Source organism: Shinella daejeonensis (assembly GCF_024281235.1).
Classification (GTDB): Bacteria; Pseudomonadota; Alphaproteobacteria; order Rhizobiales; family Rhizobiaceae; genus Shinella; species Shinella daejeonensis.
Genome location: NZ_JAHWXY010000016.1, coordinates 1 through 16738, shown reverse-complemented (window position 1 = coordinate 16738; position 16738 = coordinate 1). Strand labels below are relative to the sequence as shown.

Annotated in this window: 15 protein-coding genes; 8 read left to right on the top strand and 7 right to left on the bottom strand. The window is 62.0% G+C overall.

The window, feature by feature from the left end; all coding sequences use genetic code 11:
• Positions 1–14 precede the first annotated feature (14 nt).
• From KYK29_RS21215 to KYK29_RS21200, 4 genes are all read left to right on the top strand, one after another.
• Entirely contained in the window at positions 15–887 is an 873-nt protein-coding gene (locus KYK29_RS21215; protein ID WP_254692878.1) for an arginase family protein, read from the top strand.
• 115 nt (positions 888–1002) lie between these two features.
• Positions 1003–1977 (top strand): quinone oxidoreductase family protein, encoded by a 975-nt coding sequence (locus KYK29_RS21210; protein WP_254692877.1) that lies wholly within the window; start codon positions 1003–1005, stop codon positions 1975–1977.
• 49 nt (positions 1978–2026) lie between these two features.
• Entirely contained in the window at positions 2027–2917 is an 891-nt protein-coding gene (locus KYK29_RS21205; RefSeq protein WP_254692876.1) for an aldo/keto reductase, read from the top strand.
• Positions 2871–3023, top strand: coding sequence for a LysR family transcriptional regulator (locus KYK29_RS21200; RefSeq protein WP_437437285.1), 153 nt, complete (start codon positions 2871–2873; stop codon positions 3021–3023). The genes KYK29_RS21205 and KYK29_RS21200 overlap by 47 nt, the downstream gene beginning before the upstream one ends.
• A 15-nt stretch (positions 3024–3038) precedes the next feature.
• Here KYK29_RS21200 and KYK29_RS21195 read toward each other — a convergent pair whose 3' ends face one another.
• The 4 genes from KYK29_RS21195 to KYK29_RS21180 are packed head-to-tail and all read right to left on the bottom strand — an operon-like array spanning position 3039 to position 5983.
• Positions 3039–4142: an NADH:flavin oxidoreductase/NADH oxidase gene (locus KYK29_RS21195; protein ID WP_254692875.1), complete on the bottom strand. Its 1104-nt coding sequence runs from the start codon at positions 4140–4142 to the stop codon at positions 3039–3041.
• Positions 4139–4996, bottom strand: a complete 858-nt coding sequence (locus KYK29_RS21190) for a siderophore-interacting protein (RefSeq protein WP_254692874.1) — start codon at positions 4994–4996, stop codon at positions 4139–4141. Before KYK29_RS21190 ends, KYK29_RS21195 begins: the two co-directional genes overlap by 4 nt.
• A 17-nt stretch (positions 4997–5013) precedes the next feature.
• Positions 5014–5436: a GlcG/HbpS family heme-binding protein gene (locus KYK29_RS21185; protein ID WP_254692873.1), complete on the bottom strand. Its 423-nt coding sequence runs from the start codon at positions 5434–5436 to the stop codon at positions 5014–5016.
• A gap of 1 nt (position 5437) precedes the next feature.
• Positions 5438–5983, bottom strand: coding sequence for a MarR family winged helix-turn-helix transcriptional regulator (locus KYK29_RS21180; protein ID WP_254692872.1), 546 nt, complete (start codon positions 5981–5983; stop codon positions 5438–5440).
• Positions 5984–6351: 368 nt separating this feature from the next.
• On the opposite strand from KYK29_RS21180, the gene KYK29_RS21175 reads away from it, so the two are divergent.
• Both KYK29_RS21175 and KYK29_RS21170 read left to right on the top strand, forming a co-directional pair.
• A complete protein-coding gene (locus KYK29_RS21175; protein ID WP_254692871.1) occupies positions 6352–6768 on the top strand; it encodes a hypothetical protein in 417 nt (138 codons plus the stop codon).
• Positions 6769–6815: 47 nt separating this feature from the next.
• Positions 6816–7400, top strand: a complete 585-nt coding sequence (locus tag KYK29_RS21170) for a DoxX family protein (RefSeq protein ID WP_254692870.1) — start codon at positions 6816–6818, stop codon at positions 7398–7400.
• Between the two features lie 237 nt (positions 7401–7637).
• Here the strand turns inward: KYK29_RS21170 and KYK29_RS21165 are convergent, their stop codons facing one another.
• The 3 genes from KYK29_RS21165 to KYK29_RS21155 all read right to left on the bottom strand — a co-directional run bounded on the left by KYK29_RS21165 (position 7638) and on the right by KYK29_RS21155 (position 14865).
• Positions 7638–10004 carry a membrane-bound PQQ-dependent dehydrogenase, glucose/quinate/shikimate family gene (locus KYK29_RS21165; protein ID WP_254692869.1) on the bottom strand — a complete coding sequence of 789 codons (2367 nt, stop codon included), beginning with the start codon at positions 10002–10004 and terminating at the stop codon, positions 7638–7640.
• A gap of 632 nt (positions 10005–10636) precedes the next feature.
• Positions 10637–13150, bottom strand: a complete 2514-nt coding sequence (locus tag KYK29_RS21160; protein ID WP_254692868.1) for a CoA transferase — start codon at positions 13148–13150, stop codon at positions 10637–10639.
• Complete coding sequence (locus KYK29_RS21155) at positions 13147–14865, bottom strand: GMC family oxidoreductase (RefSeq protein WP_254692867.1); 1719 nt, start codon at positions 14863–14865, stop codon at positions 13147–13149. The genes KYK29_RS21160 and KYK29_RS21155 overlap by 4 nt, the downstream gene beginning before the upstream one ends.
• A gap of 161 nt (positions 14866–15026) precedes the next feature.
• Between KYK29_RS21155 and KYK29_RS21150 the strand changes: the two genes are divergently transcribed.
• Both KYK29_RS21150 and KYK29_RS21140 read left to right on the top strand, forming a co-directional pair.
• Complete coding sequence (locus KYK29_RS21150) at positions 15027–15953, top strand: LysR family transcriptional regulator (protein WP_254692866.1); 927 nt, start codon at positions 15027–15029, stop codon at positions 15951–15953.
• Positions 15954–16267: 314 nt separating this feature from the next.
• The gene (locus tag KYK29_RS21140; RefSeq protein WP_254692905.1) at positions 16268–16711 is read left to right on the top strand and encodes a hypothetical protein; all 444 of its coding nucleotides are present in this window, start codon (positions 16268–16270) and stop codon (positions 16709–16711) included.
• Positions 16712–16738 lie beyond the last annotated feature (27 nt).

Sequence of the window (16738 nt, the reverse complement as noted above, 5' to 3'; positions counted from 1 at the left end):
AAGGAGCCTGAACAATGGCCATCGATCCGAAGAACGTGCTGCGGCTGAACCTGCCGCAATGGCAGGGCAGCAACCGTCCCGACTACCGTATCGGTGGCCGCGTGCTCGCCGCCATCGCGCCCGATCCGCAAGGACCGGAAGAAACCGTGCCGGTTCCCGCACCCACCAGCGACAAACGCCCGGTCGAAGGCGGGATCGCATCCCGTCAGGTGCTGCTTGAGCAGGCTGCGGCAGCCCGCGCTGCGATCGAGCGCCATGCGCCGGAAGCCATCGTGACGCTCGGCGGCGACTGCCACATCAGTTTTGCGCCTTTCGCCTGGCTCAGCGAACGCTATGGCGACGATTTGGCGGTGCTCTGGGTCGACGCCCATCCCGACATTATGGGGCCGGAGCAGATGGCGAACGCCCACGCCCATGTGCTGGCGATGCTGATGGGCGAGGCTGCGCCCGACTTCACCGACATGGTGGCGCGCAAGATCGAGGCGAAGCAGATCCTCTATGTCGGCCTCACCGAAACGACGCCCTATGAAACCGGCTTCATCGAGAAGCACGGCATCGCGCGGTTAAGCCCCGAGGAACTGGCAGGTTCGCCGGACAAGGTGCTCGAATGGGTCCGTGCCAGCGGCGCAAGGAAGATCGCCGTTCATTTCGACGTCGACGTTCTCGACCCCGCGCTCTACGATTTCCTGCTGTTCCACGATCCGTCGCTGGCGCCGGGCACATTCGACGGCGTCACCAAGGGCCGGATGCGGTTTGAGGATGTCGCCGGCATTCTCAACGCGGTGCGTGCTGAAGCCGACATCGTCGGCCTCTCGATCGCCGAGTTTACGCCGTGGAACATGATCGAATTGTCCAGATCGCTGCGCACATTGCCGTTGCTGGGCTGATCCCTGCCGGATGGTTCCGAATGTCGGGACCATCCGCTTGCCCCAAAATCGAAACCTGTCCTCGCGGAAGAGCCGTTCTCTTCCGATCGGGAAAGCTTGTCCTGAAAGGTATCCCATGAAGGCCATCGTGCTCAACCGTCCCGGAAATCCGCCGGAAATGGTCATTGAAGACCGCCCGAGGCCGGTGATCAAACCCGGCTATAGTCTGGTTCGAATGCGTGCGGCCACGATCAACCAGCTTTCCAACTTCCTGCGCACGGCATCCTTCGGCAATGTGCCGGCACCGCTGGTTCTGGGTAACGAAGGTGCAGGCGTCATCGAGGAGAGCCGGGCTTTCGCAGCCGGCGCCAAGGTCGCGATCTATGGCGGCAAGGATCTCGGCATTGTTGAGGACGGGCTGTTTCAGGAATGGGTGCTTGTCGAGGATCGACGCCTGTTTCCTCTTCCTGAAACCCTGACCCTTGATGAAGGTGCGACGCTGAGCGTCAATTATCTGACAGCGTATCGCGCCTTGACCAAGGCGGTTCAGGTCGAGGCCGGGCAGACTGTCGCCATATCCGGGGCCACAGGCTCGGTTGGCAATGCGCTCGTCCAGACCGCGAAGGCGTTGGGCGCACGGCCGATCGCACTGGTGTCGTCGAGCGAGAAAGCGCGCAGAGCCGAAGCGGCCGGCGCATCAGACGTCATCGACCTGTCAGCCGTCAAGGATGTTGCCGCGAAGGTGCGGGACCTGACCGGCGGCAAGGGCGCAGACTTCGCCTTCGATCCTGTCGGCGGCCCGCTGATCAATCTGCTTCTCCGCAGTCTGGCGCGTCGCGGGACGCTGGTCTCCATTGGCTTCACGGCCGGCATGGAGGCCACCATCGATGTGGCTGACCTTCTCTCCCACGAGAAGCACATCGTGGGATACAGCCTGCATGGCGAAACGGACGAAGACATCTATCCTGCGCTCCGCGTGCTCGCCGATCTCGCCGGCCAGGGAAAACTAAAGCCCATCATCGATACCGCCGTAGAGTTCGCGGACTTCGAGGCCGGATATGAGCGGCTGACGTCTCGCAAGGCGGTGGGTTCGATCGTCATTCATCTGTGAGCGACCACCGGGTCGCTTTCGCGCTCGTCCTATCGAAAGGATTTCCAACATGACAAACCCGAACGCCGGCACAGCCGGCACATTTGCAATCGGCGGTGAGATCGAGGTTTCTCGGCTCGGCTTTGGAACGCTCCATATGGCGGGAGCAGGGAGTTGGGGCGAACCCGAGGATCGGGCCGAAGCCCTTCGCGTCCTGCGTCGGCTGCCGGAACTGGGCGTGAACTTCATCGACACGGCCGATTCCTATGGGCCGGACATATCCGAACGGCTCATTCGCGAGGCGCTTCATCCCTATCCCGGCATGCTCGTCACCACCAAGGCGGGCTCGGCCCGGCCAGGCCGCGACGAATGGGTTCCGCTGGGACGCCCGGAATATCTGATCCAGCAGGCCCATAAGAGCCTGCGCAATCTTGGCGTCGAGCGCATCGACCTTTGGCAGTTGCACCGCATCGACCCGAAGGTGCCGGCGGACGAGCAGTATGATGCGATCAAGACGCTGATCGACACCGGCATCGTGCGCCAGGCCGGCCTCAGCGAGGCGAAAGTCGCCGACATCGAAGCGGCATCGCGCTTCTTCAAGGTCGCAACGGTCCAGAACCTCTACAATCTTGTCGATCGCACCTATGAGGACGTTCTGGAATACTGCGCGGCCAGAAATATCGGCTTCATCCCCTGGTTCCCGCTCGCCTCGGGCGAACTCGCCAAACCCGGCTCCATCCTCGACGCCATCGCCAGGAAGCACGGGGCGACGCCCGGTCAGGTGGCGCTCGCCTGGCTCCTGAAACGCAGCCCGGTTGTACTTCCCATTCCCGGCACCTCAAAGGTGCGCCATCTCGAAGAGAATGTCGCGGCGGCCGGAATTCTGCTTTCCGACGAGGATTTCGATAGCCTGAGTGAGGCAGGGCGGGCCATCTTTGTCCAGCGTCAGCACGAGGATTAGAGCGCTGGAGGAAGGATTGGGCATCCTCCTGTTTAAGCGCAACACACGAGGGGTCCGGCTCACCGGAGCCGGACCCCTCGCTGCTCGCCTTACGGGTGGCCGTTGATACCGGGCTGAGAATTCAGGACGCTTTTGCAAACAGCCCTTTGCTGCCCTGCGGCGCGCTTCCGGCATATTGGAAAGGTGCACGGACCGTGGCCCCCAGCTCGGCCGCGGCATGCCAGGGCCAGCGCGGATTATAGAGAATGCCGCGTCCAAGAGCGATCAGATCGGCCTTGCCCTCGGCGAGCGCTGCTTCGGCCTGTTGCGGCGTGGTGATCAGCCCAACGCCGACCACAGGCATCTGCACATGCTGGCGGATCGTCTCGGCATAGGGCAATTGATAGCCCGGCACCAGCGGCGGCAATTGCTGATGCTCAGGATCGAGACCGCCGCCCGAGACATGGATATAAGAGCACCCCCGGGCGTCGAGGGCCTTGGCCAGTTCAATGCTGTCATCAACGTCCCAGCCGCCCTCGACCCAGTCGGTCGCCGAAATGCGGATGCCGACAGCGACATTTTCAGGAACCGCCGCCTTGACCGCGTCGAAAATCCGCAGCGTCAGGCGCATGCGGTTCTCCAGGCTGCCGCCATAATCGTCGGTGCGCCGGTTGGTGATCGGCGACATGAACTGGTGCATCAGGAAACCATGGGCTCCGTGAAGCTCGATCAGTTGCAGCCCCATCCGTGCCGCCCGCGCCGCGGCGTCGCCAAAAGCCGTCACGATACGGTTGATCCCCTCAAGGTCGAGTTCATCCGGTAGCGGCCCGTCCTTTGTCAGCGGCAGAGCGGAAGGAGCGACAGTGCGCCAGCCGCGCGTATCGTCGGGACCGAAAGCCGGCCCCTTGGCGAAGCCGGTCGAGGCCTTGCGTCCGGCATGCGACAGCTGGATGCCGATCGGCATCTTCGAATGGAGCCGCACCGAGCGGATCACCCGCGCAAGCGCGGCTTCGGTCAGGTCATCCCACAAGCCGAGATCGCCATAGGTGATGCGGCCTTCCGGTGTGACCGCGGTCGACTCCAGGATCAGGAGACCGGCCCCGGACAATGCGAGCGTACCAAGATGCATCATATGCCAGTCACCCGCCTGACCGGCTGCGGCCGAGAACTGGCACATCGGTGCAATGACGATCCGGTTGTCAAGTTGCAGCGGGCCGATGCTGGCCGGGGAAAACAGATGCGTCATGCCTTGTCCTTCTCATCAAAACTGTCGTGAACGCCGGCTGCGCCGCGTCGCCAGTAACCGGATGCCCGGATCCATTTCGGATTGGCGCCATAGTCCTCAACCAGCATCTGGCGCAGGCGTTTGGCCGAGGAGGACTCGCACGCGATCCAGCTGTGAAAGTCGCCGTTCGGAAGGGAAATGGTCTTTAGTGCAGCAATCAGTGGATCGGTTTCGGGATTGCTCTCGCTGCGATGCGCCCAGTGGATGGCGGCATCGGTCTGCGTCTCGAGCACGATCCGGCCCGCCTCGTCCTCAATCTCCGCCAGCACGATGGCGCGAGCGTTCGCTGGAAGTTCCGCCAGCCGCCGGGCGATGGCGGGCAAAGCGGTCTCGTCACCGATCAGCAGGTGCCAGTCGAAATTCACCGGCAGGATGAACGAGCCCCGTGGCCCGCCAATCACCAGCTTTTGGCCCTGCGTCGCCTGTCGCGCCCAATCGCTGGCCGGGCCGCTGTCATGCAGCGCGAAATCCAGTTCCAGCACCCCGGCAACCGGATCGTAGCGGCGCGGCGTGAAATCCCGCATTGCGGGGCGCGGCTGGTCTTCGGGAAAGCTCAACCCGTTCTCGCCCAGCACCGGCAGCGGCGGGGCAGCTTGTCCCGGCGCGGGAAAGAAGACCTTCACGTGATCATCGAAGCCGGGGCTATGGAAGCCTTCGAGTTCGCTGCCGCCAAGCGTGACTCGCACCATTTGTGCGGTCAGGCGTTCGACATGCTGCACTTCGATGAGCCGGAAGCGAAGCTCATGCCTCACCCGTTGCGGTCGCCGCTCCGTGGCAAGATCTGGTTTGGAAGCGTTGGGAAATGTGTCGCTCATGTTGTTTCCTGTCGATGTCAAAGGGTGCTGAAACCATCGGCGATCAGCGCCGCCGCGGCCTGATCGTTCTTACCGGATGAACCGCTGACGCCGATCGCGCCGATGACTTCGCCGTCAAGGGTGACCGGCATCCCGCCCTGCAGGGGAAGTAGTCCCGGAGTGGTGGCCATGGAGGGCAGGTCCGAATTGATCATGTCTTCGAAGAGTTTCGACGGCGCCTTGAGAAAGGCCGCCGTGCGCGCCTTGCCGATGGCCACTTCGCTGGTGACGATGGCAGCGCCGTCCATCCGGGCGAACGCAAGCAAATTGCCGGCGCGATCGACAACCGCAATCGCCAGCCGCATCCCGTTCTCACCCGCGTGATCAAGGCCGTTCGCCAGGAGCTTTTGTGCCGCTGCGAGCGAAAGGTCGCGCACCGTAATGACGTGTTCGTTCTGCATTTCATTCACTCCTGCTGTGGCGCCCTTCAGAGGAGGCGGCGGAAGGCGGGCATGGATGGTTATCGGGCGGCTCGCTGTCGATTGCCCGCCCATTGGCGATGACACGCTCCAGAAAGCTCGTGAACAGCGCGATTTCTGCGGTTGAGAATCCTTTCAGATGCCGGTTCAGCTCATCGATGGCGATCGGTCGCAGACGAGGATAGAGCGCCTCTCCGGCGGGACTTAGAAAAACGTCGGTAACCCGTCCGTCCTGTGGCGAGGGTGCGCGGCGGACAAGGTCCAGCTTCTCCAGCCGGTCGAGCATCCGCGTCATTGCACCGCTGTCATAGCCGAGGGTTCGGCAAAGCTCGGTTGCAGTATTGCCGATCCCGCCTCCGATGCGGATCAGCACCACCCATTGCGCGCCGGTGATCCCGAATGCCCTGGCACGCCGGTCAACCGCATGGGTCATCTGCGCCGCCGCATCGTGCAGTGTGCGGCCGACGTTGCGGACCGGATCATAGGTCTCTTCGGAGACCGACGCATGAAGGACTTCATCGGACGTCATCAAAACAGTACCACCTCAAAATCACTGCCTAGGCAGATAAATGAGTAGCAAGGGATAGGATTGCAAGTGGGGAGCGGAAATCACAGTCAGTTATTGGAAAGCGTTTTAGTTGAGGTCAGCCGGAATGCGCACAGGGCAGGAAGGTATGGCGGGTGTGGTCGGGGGATGACAGGGATCGGGGGAGAGATCATGTAGTTTCCACTCAGGTGATTGCGGTGAAGCGTTGACGCTGGATTAACCGCCGGCGACATCTTCCAGTGTGGCGTATCGAAGTCGCACCTCGAACTTTAATATGACAAATACATTCCAGTTTCGTATTCTCAGAAAAGATTATGTGCTGTAGTGATGCGTCGGCATCGCTTGAACTGATGCGAAGCCTTTCGCTGAAGGCTTTTTGGCAGAGGAGGCCATCATCATTCATCCGGTCGCGGGGAGGTCTGGCCGGTTTCAGCGGCGTGACGACGATGGCCTGGTCGGAAGATATGCGGCATGATCCACTAGAGACCTATGCGTTCCGAACTGAATTCGGGATCGCCGCCGAAAATAGACCGCTTGATGCGACATCGAACCACCGTCGAGAAAGTTTATCAGACTTGGAAAATTCACTTTTGCAGTTTCGCAAGGCGAAGCGCGCAGCCGATGAAAGCATGCGGCGCGCCCAGGACGTGCCGGAGCCGCATTCCACGGACAACACGATTTTCATCGCGCTCTGGGAGGCCCACCTTGCCGATCGGGAGGCGCTGTTTGACGCCATGCGGCGACTTGATAGAGCGCGGGAAGATTAAATTCAGCCTGCCAATGCCGATAGTGTCGCTGAACAAGAGGATGATGCATGAGTAACCTACCGGAAATGACGTCCAGCCCGCGCGAGCGGCTTATCCTGCCGTTCATGGCGCCCTTCTATCACGGCTTTGCTCAACCCGTAGGGTGGGCGGTGTTCCGAGTGACCATCGGCGGGATGCTGATGGTCGAGGGGTGGCCCAAAATCATCGCACCCATGGCTCAGATCGGCTTTGTCGAGAACGTGCTGGGCTGGCCGGCAGGATGGTTTTTTTCGCCGCTGCTCGCAATCATGCAGTTCGTCGGCGGTTTTATGATCGCGGTCGGCTTTTTGACCCGTCCGATAGCACTTGCAAACGCGTTGATGCTGGCGACCACTCTCTGGTTCCACATAGCCAACCCGTACGGGGATGCTTTCCTGACCGGGGAAGGCGTGGCCTTCCTCAAGGAGAACCTGCAATATCTGACAGCCGACGGCCAGCAGCACTTGCTCGGCGACGGCGGTGCCGCCTTCCTGCACCAGGTGCAAAGCAAGGCGGAATTCAATTCAACCTTCTGGGCCGCAGGTGCGGCAATCATCGCCGCCTTCGGCGGAGGCAGGCTGTCGATCGACCGGTGGCTGGGAAAAGAATTCTGACTTATTCAGCGATGGAGAAATATTCGATCGTGGGATCTAGAGCATTTTCGGTGAAAACAGGATCACCTTTAACGCTCTATCCCTTTGTTTTTACGCAATTCCGGACGCAAAACCGCTTCACACTTTTGCTGGAATTGCTCTAACGCCGGACTTTCTTCCCAAGCCTCTCCGTCGTCTTTTATCTAAAAGATAATTCGATGACAGTCAGTCGTCTGGCACACCGCTGGCCACCCGGTGCTAAGGCAGTGTATAGGCGATGATATAATCACCGCGATCGGGAGACTGGCGCGCGCCGCCTGCCGAGATCACCACATATTGCTTGCCGGTGTTCGGAGACTTGTAGGTGATCGGCCCGCCCTGGCTGCCAACCGGCATCCGGGCCTTCCAGACTTCCCTGCCGGTCGCCGTATCCCAGGCGCGCAGATAGTAATCCTGCGTGCCGGCGAAGAACAGCAGCCCGCCCTGCGTGGCGAGTGACGGTCCAAGCGTCGGGAGGCCGGCGGGGATCGGCAGCATCATCTTGAGACCCAGCGGGCCGGTGTCTTCCACCGTTCCGACCGGCACCTGCCAGGCGATCTTCTGCGTCTTCAGGTCGATCGCCGTCATCGTGCCGAAAGGTGGCTTCTGGCAGGGCACGCCGAGCGGCGACATGAACCTGTCCTTCAGCACCGAGAACGGCGTGCCGCCGAGCGGCACCTCGCCCATGCCGGCATTAGGAGCCTCGCCACCCGAAGACAGCGCACCGCCTGCCTGCTGCGATACCATCTGGACCCAGAGGCCGAGCCGCATGTCGTTGACGAAGATCAGGTCGTTGTTGGGATCGGCCGAGATTCCGCCCCAGTTCATGCCGCCGAGCGAGCCGGGGAAAGAAAGCGAGACGTCGACATCGGGAACCGTGAATAGGCCGTCATAACGCATGCCCTTGAACCAGATGCGGCAAACGAGCTGGTCGAAAGGAGTAGCACCCCACATGTCGGCTTCGCTCAGGGTCTGGGCTCCGATTTGCGGCATGCCGACCGAGAAGGGCTGGGTGGGGGAATAGGGCTCATTCGGGATCGTTCCGGGTCGCACCGGGCGTTCCTCGACCGCGGTCAGCGGCTCGCCGGTCAGCCGGTCAAGCACGAAGATCTGCCCCGCCTTGGTGCCGACGACCAGCGCCGGCACGCGCGTTCCGTCCGCCTTCGGAAAATCGATCAGCGTCGGGGCCATCGGCACGTCGAAATCCCACAGGTCATTGTGAACGGTCTGATAAACCCATCTGCGCGCACCCGTGGTTGCGTCGACAGCGAGAACCGAAGCGCCATAGGTGAGATCGAGGCTGGTGCGGCTCGCGCCCCAGAGATCGACGGAGGGGCTTCCCACCGGCATGAACACGGTGTTCATAGCCGGGTCGTAGGACATGCCGGCCCAGACATTGGGTGTCGAGCGCCTGTAAGTCTGGCCGGGATCAAGCGGTGCGTTGGGATCGTCGCTGCCGGGATCGAAATGCCAGCGCATCTGGCCGGTGACGACGTCGAAGCCGCGCACGACGCCGCCGGGCATATCCACCTTGACGTTGTCGGCGACACGTCCGCCGACGACCACCGTCGTGCCGGCGACGGTCGGCGCGGACGTCATGGTGTAATAGGCGATGTTGCCGAGATCGCCCATGTTTTCGGTCAGATCGATGACGCCCTCACGCCCGAAGCCGGTGCACAGCTCGCCATTGTCAGCTTTGAGCGCGACGAGCCGCGCATCGATCGTGTTCATGAAGATGCGGCGCTCGCAAGTATCGCCGGAGGCGAGCGCAACGGGGGTCACCGGGGTCGAGCCGGGCGTCGTCGGCTGCTTCAGCGGGGCGTTGACGTCGAAATAGGCCATGCCGCGGCACCGTTCCCAGATGCCGCCGACATTGGCGTTGAAATCCCTGCGCCAGATCTGCTCGCCGGTGTCGACGTCGAGCGCGATCACATTGTTCTTCGGCGTGCAGATGAAGAGCCGGTCGCCGATCTGCATCGGCGTCAACTGGTCTTCCGCGCCGGAGCCGGTCGATTGCGGGATGTCGCCGGTGCGGAAGGTCCAGGCGACTTCGAGCTCACCCACATTGTCGATATTGATCTGGTCGAGCGCGGCGAAGCGCGTGTGTTCCGCGTCATTGCCGTAATGATCCCAGTTCTTCTGCTCCGATTGCGGATCGACGGCGATCCGCTGGGCGACGGCGGACGCGGCGGAAACCTCCGGATGGATGCGGAACATCGAGGCGAAGCCGGCGATTGCGACCACGGCCAGCACCGCGCCGGCGACGAGCGCGGCAACCGTCTCGCTGCGCTTCCGGGCGAGCAGCGGCACGGTGAAGGCGACGGCCGCCGCGCCGACCGTCATCGCCATAAGGCGAGAGACAAGGCCCCAATAATCGAGGCCGACCTCCCAAAAAGACCAAAGGACCGTGCCCAGAAAAGCCAGCCCGAACAGCCATGCACCGGACATGCGTGCGCGTCCGATCTGGATGGCAGACGCCATGAGCAGGAGGCCGGCAAGGAGGAAATACCAGCTTCCGCCGCGATAGATAAGCACCCCGCCGCCAATGACGAAGAACAGACCGGCTGCGAGAATGATCAAAGCCAACAGGGCCAGCCAGAAGCGAACGATTGGAGAGGGAGAGTCGGATCTGTCGACCAAGATTGCGCTGCCTTTTATTATCCCAAGAGCCGGTGGAGTGTCTCACACCAAGAGGTTCGGATGCGCAGTCTATCGCGTTCGATATCTTGCGTGAAGGCACACTGTCGCTGTGAACACTCGGGACTGATATGTTCAGCCGCAGTCTGCTGGAGTCCCGATGACCATGCCGTTGTCGAGCCCGCAGGGTTTGACCGGTCTATCTGCCGCCAAATGTCAGGCGTATCTTCATTACTTTGTTATCAGACAGCGCTTCAGAAGCGCGACGGTATGCGCAAAAGTTTCTGGATGGCGCGTAAGCAAACGGCATATTTCTTCGGGTGACTTATGACACGCTACCTCGCGACCGGCGCGCGCTATGTCTATTTCGATCATGACGATTGAGAGCCGTTCGCACCAGGCCTCAAGAGGCTGGAAAATGCGACGACGGTAGACGAGCATCAGGTTCTTAGCCGCCCGCTCGTAGAGATAGAGATGCTCGAAGGCTTCCGGGATGGTCCCAAGCCCGTCGCCATCGCATGTCCCGACGGGCCGCGAGCGGCTTCGGTATCCTCCTCGGAACCCGAAGCCGCCGTTTCCTGCTAGCTCGGCAGATACTCCGCGCTCCATGTCTCGCTGATCGCACCGGAGGCGATCAGCCGGTCGATCTCGGCGTCCGTGTAGTTCAGGGCGCGGAGAACGGCGCGCGTGGAGGCTCCATACTTCTCCGCCGGAGCGACAGCCTTGACCCTGCCGACAGCCGGACGGATGGCGAAGGGGTCGAGTTGCGTGACGGTGTGTCCGCTCGGATGATCCGGGAAGATGGAGAAGGAATAGCTGCCCCGGTCGATGCCCGGCATGCCGTCGGCAATGCGGGCACTGCGGCTGCGGATCGTCTCGATGTTCTCGCAGAGCGAGGCACCGATATCGGCTTCCCGCAGGCGCTGCTGCCAGGTTTCCGCAGGTGCCGTCATGAAGGCTTTCGCCAGATAGGCCTCGCGGTCGGATGCCGCCATTTCGACAATCCCTCTCAGACCTTCAACCCTGCCGAAGCGCGGAAGATCGGCTTCCGAGGCGCACAAAAGAAGATGATTGCCGCCTGCCGTTTCGTAGAGCCGCGACAGGGCATGATACCCCTTGGTTTCGCGGCCGGACGGCTCATCGAAGGGGCCGCGCCCGGCATAGTCGTAGCAGAAGGGTATCTGCGCGAGGCCGGTCAGCGCCGACAGCGATGTGCGTGGACGACCGACGATCCCGGTTCTGGATTTCTGGTAGAGAGCGGCGGCAATGCCGAGCGCCGCGCCGAAACCGCACATGACGTCGATGGTGCCGACATGGGCATGTTCTTCCGGCGTACCCATCGAGCCGCCGAAACGCAGCATGATGCCGGTCGCCGATTGCACGAGATCGTCATAGCCGAGATAATCGGTGCGCGGGCCGGTGCGCACGCCGCCGAAGCAATCGAGCTGGCAGAAGATCGCCTGGGGGTTCAGCGCATTCAGGCTTTCGGCATCGAGCCCCATCGCTTTCACCTGACGGTCGGTGGCATTCCACACCACGACATCGACGGAGCGCACGAGTTCCTCGAAGACGACGCGGCCGTCGGGCGAACCGATGTTCAGCAGCACGGACTGTTTTCCGCGCATGTGCGACATGCCGAAGATCACGGTATTCCAGCAGTCATAGAGTGGCTTGGCCGGATCGATCTTGATCACCTCCGCACCGAAGCGGGCGAGATAGGCGACCGAATGCGGGCCGGCGATCACGTTGCACAGATCGAGAACTTTGACACCGTCCAACCATCCGCCGGGCGCGTCCTTGGCGGGAACCGGCAAGGAAGGACGCTCCATGCCGGCAAGCAGTGCAAGCGCCTCCTTGGTCGTTCCCCAATGCCTCGGGCTTGGCGTCAGCATGGCTTCGGCGCTCTCCTGTAGCCATGCCATCGGCCCCGGCTGGGTCATGCGGCCAAGAATCGGATCGTCTACCTCGATCATCAGACCCGCGGCCTTGGCGTGATCGTCGGCGATCCATTCCTTCAGCCAGCGCTGCGGCGCGCCCGGAAACAGCCCTTCCCCGAAGACGCGCTCCCATTCGGCCGCGGTCTTGGTCAGGAAAATGTCCTTCATACGGGCCGCGATCTTGTCAGCCCAGAATTTCGGGAGTGGATAGACGCCGAGCGAAACGTCCGACGACCATTGCGAGACCGGCAGATAGGTGTCTTCCTCCTCGCGCAGTCCCTCGGCCACCAGCTCATCGTAGATGCCTAGAGCTTGCAGGCAGCGCTTCGCATGGTTCTTGTGGCTGGGGCAGACGACATAGAACATCCGCCCGTCGGCACACATATAGCTGCGATAGAAGGGATCGAGGAACTCCTGGAGGTCGTCATAGGACATATCCATCGGCAGGCCTTCGCCGCGCCGGCGCTCGATCTCCCGCTCGCGCCGGGTCTGGTATCGCAGCGGATAATCGTCGATCAGAATGGAATTGTAGGAGAGGCCTTCCATGACGGCGCTTGCCAGCGGCACTTCGATATGATCGCCGTGCCCGGTACGCTCGCGCGCCTGAAGCGCCAGCACTGTCGCGGACGCAGCAAGCATCGTGCCGTAGGCGGAAGAGAGCGGCAGCGGCGAGAAGGACGGGTTGATACCCATGAGCACGCGATTGAGGCCCATATCCGTGAAGACGCCGGATGAGGCCGCGATCACCGTCTCGAAGGCCCGCCAGTCCCGGCGAAGTTCATCGTCGGAGGCAAAGCCGGGGATCGAAAGGGTAATCAGTTCGGGCCGCGCATTGCGCAACCCCGCAAAATCGATCCCGAGCCGGACAAGCACGCCGGGGCGGAAATTCTCGACGACAATATCGGCCTCGGCTACCAGCGCTTTCGCCTCATCCAACCCCGCTTCCGTCTTGAGGTCGAGGGTGACGATCAGCTTATTGCGGTTGAGGATGGCGTTGGCGGGATTGTCCCACAGCGGACCGCCGGGCGGATCGACATGCACGACGGTCGCGCCGAGATCGCCAAGGATCATGGCGACAGCCGGGCCGGCGATATACTGCCCGAAATCAACCACCCGAACGCCGGAAAGCGGAAGCGCGGAACGTACGATCGATGTCATTTCTCTTCTCTCCCCCCAAGAATTCTCAATGCGCGCGCATCGGCGACGATCCAGCCGGCTGCCTTTTCGGCGATCATCAGCGTCGGCGCGTTGGTGTTGCCGCTGGTGATCTTCGGCATGATGCCCGCATCGACGACGCGCAGGCCCTCGATGCCGCGCACCCTGAGACGACTGTCCACCACCGCCATCGGATCGTCGTCACGACCCATCTTCGTCGTCCCGACCGGATGAAAGATGGTGTTGGCGATATCGCCCGCCAGCCGCGCCAGTTCGTCGTCGCTCTGGAACTGCAAGCCGGGCTTCCATTCCCCAGGCTGGTATTTGGCCAATGCCGGCTGCGATACGATCTTGCGCACTTGCCGGAGACTCTCGGCAGCGATGCGGCGATCCTCTTCCGTGCTGAGATAGTTCGGTGCAATCGCCGGGGCGTCCGACGCCTGGCCGGAGCGAATGCGCACGCTTCCCACACTGGTCGGGTTGAGATTGCACACACTCGCGGTGAAAGCGGGTACGTTGTGCAACGGTTCGCCGAAGGCGTCGAGACTGAGCGGCTGGACGTGATATTCCAGGTTGGCGTGGACCTGGCGGTCGTCCGAACGGGTGAACGCTCCGAGTTGCGAGGGCGACATGCTCATCGGGCCGCTGCGCTTGAGCACATATTCGAGCCCGATCATCGCCTTGCCGAACAGGCTGTTGGCAAGCGTGTTCAGCGTCTTCGCGTTGCCGACCTTGAAGACGGCGCGAATTTGCAGATGGTCCTGAAGATTTTCCCCGACGCCCGGCAAGTCACGGACAACCTCGATGCCATGACGCTTCAGCAATCCGGCCGGGCCGATCCCTGACAGTTGCAGGATTTGCGGCGAACCGATCGCGCCGGCGGACAGGATGACCTCCCTGCCGGCACGGACCTCTGCGCTCCGCCCCTGCCGCTGGATCACGACGCCGGCGCAACGCTTGCAACCGGAACCAACTGTTTCAAGGATCAGCCGTTCGACATGGGATTGCGTCCAGATCGTCAGGTTTGGGCGGTTCTTCGCGGGGCGCAAGAAAGCCTTCGACGTGTTCCAGCGCCAGCCGGAGCGCTGGTTGACCTCGAAATAGCCGACGCCCTCGTTGTCGCCGCTGTTGAAATCGTCGGAGCGAGGAATGCCGGCCTCGACAGCCGCCTCGGCGAACGATTCGAGGATATCCCATTTGAGCCGCTGCTTCTCGATCCGCCATTCGCCGCCGTGGCCATGCATGTCGGAGAACCGGCTGTTGCCGCCAGTCGTCGGATTCGCACCACCATCCAGCCGGTAATGATCCTCATGTGCCTTGAAATCCGGCAAACAATTCTGCCAGGACCAGGCATCATCGCCAGTCGCCGCCGCCCAGCCGTCGAAGTCGCGCGCCTGGCCACGCATATAGATCATGCCGTTGATGGAGGAGCAGCCGCCGAGCGTCTTGCCGCGCGGGTAGCGCAGCGACCGCCCGTTCAGGCCGGCGTCCGGCTCGGTTTTATACAGCCAGTCGGTGCGCGGATTGCCAATGCAATAGAGGTAGCCGACCGGAATGTGAATCCACGGATAGTCGTCCTTGCGCCCTGCTTCCAGCAACAGGACCCGCATCGCCGGATCGCGGCTGAGGCGGTTGGCGAGCAGGCAGCCGGCGGAGCCGCCGCCGACAACGATGTAGTCAAAGGCATCCTGCGAAGGAAGGGCAGCGCTGCGCGTCATTGTGCTGCCCACCTGTTCAGACGGAATAACGCACCATCATAAGCTTCGACATCTCGCCGTGACATGCCAACCCTCCCTGCCTACCGTGTTCAGAGCCATAGCGGAGGTTCAGCAGGAAAATCCAATGACAAATGATAGAAGGCATTATAAATAAAACTAATATGCTGCAGTCGATCGACCTGAGAACATTAAGGGCATTCGTCACCGTCGCGCGGGAGGGCAACGTCACCCGCGCCGCGGAGCTATTGCATGTCACGCAGCCGGCCGTGACGCTGCAACTGAAACGTCTTGCCGCAGAGACCGGCCTCCTCCTGTTCCGGCGAACCTCCACAGGCTTGGAGTTGACGCAGGAGGGCGCGCTGCTGGCTGCCAAGGCCGAGCAGGTGCTGGCGGCGCTCACTGATTTCGGCCAGACAGCCGGACATCTATCGACACGCGTTCGGGGGAAATTGCGGATCGGCACGATCATCGACCCGGAATTCACCCGCTTGGGGGCGTTTCTGAAGGCGCTGATCGAGAGCGGGCCGGGCATCGAAACCACGCTCCGTCACGGAATGAGCGGCGATGTGCCGGAGGGGCTAAGGCGAAATGAACTCGATGCCGGCTTCTTTCTCGGCGACCCAAGCGACTACGACCCTTCCGCCGATATGATAGAGGAGAATACGGCGCCGCTGTTTCATGCCCGTGAGCTGGCGCAACTGACCTATCGCGTCGTCGCTCCGCCAGCGCTCGCCGGTTTCGTGCGCGGCGCCGATTGGTTACAACTCGCATCGCTTCCCTGGATCGGCACACCGCAAGCCTCCGTCCACAATCGATTGCTGTCACGCCTATTCGCCGATTTAGGCGTCCGGCAAAATATCGTCGCCCAGGTGGATCAGGAGACGTCCATGGTCGCCATGGTCCGGACGGGGGTTGGATTGAGCCTTTGCCGAGAGTCGATTGCCCTTCATGAACAACAGGCGCACGGCCTTGTCATCGCTGAGAACGTCAAAATCTCCACGACACTGAGTTTTCTCTGCCTGGAGGCTCGCACCCAAGATCCGACGATACTGGTAGCCTTGGATGCGATCTGGCGGGCGTGGGGCTGATTTTCGTGGGCTCGTGGCTACGGTTTCCAGTAGAACGGCGTTGTATACGCACCGGGATAGGACGGGCTCTTGATGGGATCCGAACTGTTGGCCCGACAGGTTCTGGCGGGCCCGAAGAGCCCCAACGGTTCTCGGTGCCTTGGTTGTGGCGTGCTCGATATAGCTCGATGAGCATCTCGACGTCGAGCGCAGCGATGGCCCGTCCGCCAATCGGCGGAACGGCTCTTCGAAGAAGACGGTTCTGACTGGCACGTCGAAAATGACGTTGGCCTACCGCATCAAGGTGGAATATCTGCCCTTCGGGCGGACCATTCTTGAAGGCGGCATTCAAGCCCTTCACCCTCAACCCGTCGATGTGCAACCTCATGACGAAGGCGCTGACCATGGCCGTACGCGCCGGCAATTCCGAGCACGACGCGGTGAAGGGACATTTCAACATCGTGAGAGAGCTGGTCCAGAAGGTGGTGATCGCGCCCTCCCCCGACGGCAAGTCCGCGGACCTGACGATCCACGGCCGGCTGGCGACGATCCTCGCCTCGATGAAGGCGTTCCACGAACACAGCAAGGCGATGCGCGCGGATTTCACAGACGACTACGCCCGCCGGGTTAGGGCGAGCGCGTTCAAAAGCCAGAAGGAGAAGATCGACTTCCAGGCCCGCTTCCGCGCCGTCCTCGCTGATGAGGAGGCTGACTGGAAACGGTTACAAGTCTCACTGGTTGCGGGGGCAGGATTTGAACCTGCGGCCTTCAGGTTATGAGCCTGACGAGCTACCGGGCTGCTCCAC

What these genes read in the sequence shown, in the direction of transcription:
- KYK29_RS21215 (WP_254692878.1), top strand. Translation starts at nt 15, where the DNA reads ATGGCCATCGATCCGAAGAACGTGCTGCGGCTGAACCTGCCGCAATGG.
- KYK29_RS21150 (WP_254692866.1), top strand. Translation starts at nt 15,027, where the DNA reads ATGCTGCAGTCGATCGACCTGAGAACATTAAGGGCATTCGTCACCGTC.
- KYK29_RS21210 (WP_254692877.1), top strand. Translation starts at nt 1,003, where the DNA reads ATGAAGGCCATCGTGCTCAACCGTCCCGGAAATCCGCCGGAAATGGTC.
- KYK29_RS21160 (WP_254692868.1), bottom strand. Translation starts at nt 13,150, where the DNA reads ATGACATCGATCGTACGTTCCGCGCTTCCGCTTTCCGGCGTTCGGGTG.
- KYK29_RS21170 (WP_254692870.1), top strand. Translation starts at nt 6,816, where the DNA reads ATGAGTAACCTACCGGAAATGACGTCCAGCCCGCGCGAGCGGCTTATC.
- KYK29_RS21205 (WP_254692876.1), top strand. Translation starts at nt 2,027, where the DNA reads ATGACAAACCCGAACGCCGGCACAGCCGGCACATTTGCAATCGGCGGT.
- KYK29_RS21175 (WP_254692871.1), top strand. Translation starts at nt 6,352, where the DNA reads ATGCGAAGCCTTTCGCTGAAGGCTTTTTGGCAGAGGAGGCCATCATCA.
- KYK29_RS21195 (WP_254692875.1), bottom strand. Translation starts at nt 4,142, where the DNA reads ATGACGCATCTGTTTTCCCCGGCCAGCATCGGCCCGCTGCAACTTGAC.
- KYK29_RS21180 (WP_254692872.1), bottom strand. Translation starts at nt 5,983, where the DNA reads ATGACGTCCGATGAAGTCCTTCATGCGTCGGTCTCCGAAGAGACCTAT.
- KYK29_RS21155 (WP_254692867.1), bottom strand. Translation starts at nt 14,865, where the DNA reads ATGACGCGCAGCGCTGCCCTTCCTTCGCAGGATGCCTTTGACTACATC.
- KYK29_RS21190 (WP_254692874.1), bottom strand. Translation starts at nt 4,996, where the DNA reads ATGAGCGACACATTTCCCAACGCTTCCAAACCAGATCTTGCCACGGAG.
- KYK29_RS21185 (WP_254692873.1), bottom strand. Translation starts at nt 5,436, where the DNA reads ATGCAGAACGAACACGTCATTACGGTGCGCGACCTTTCGCTCGCAGCG.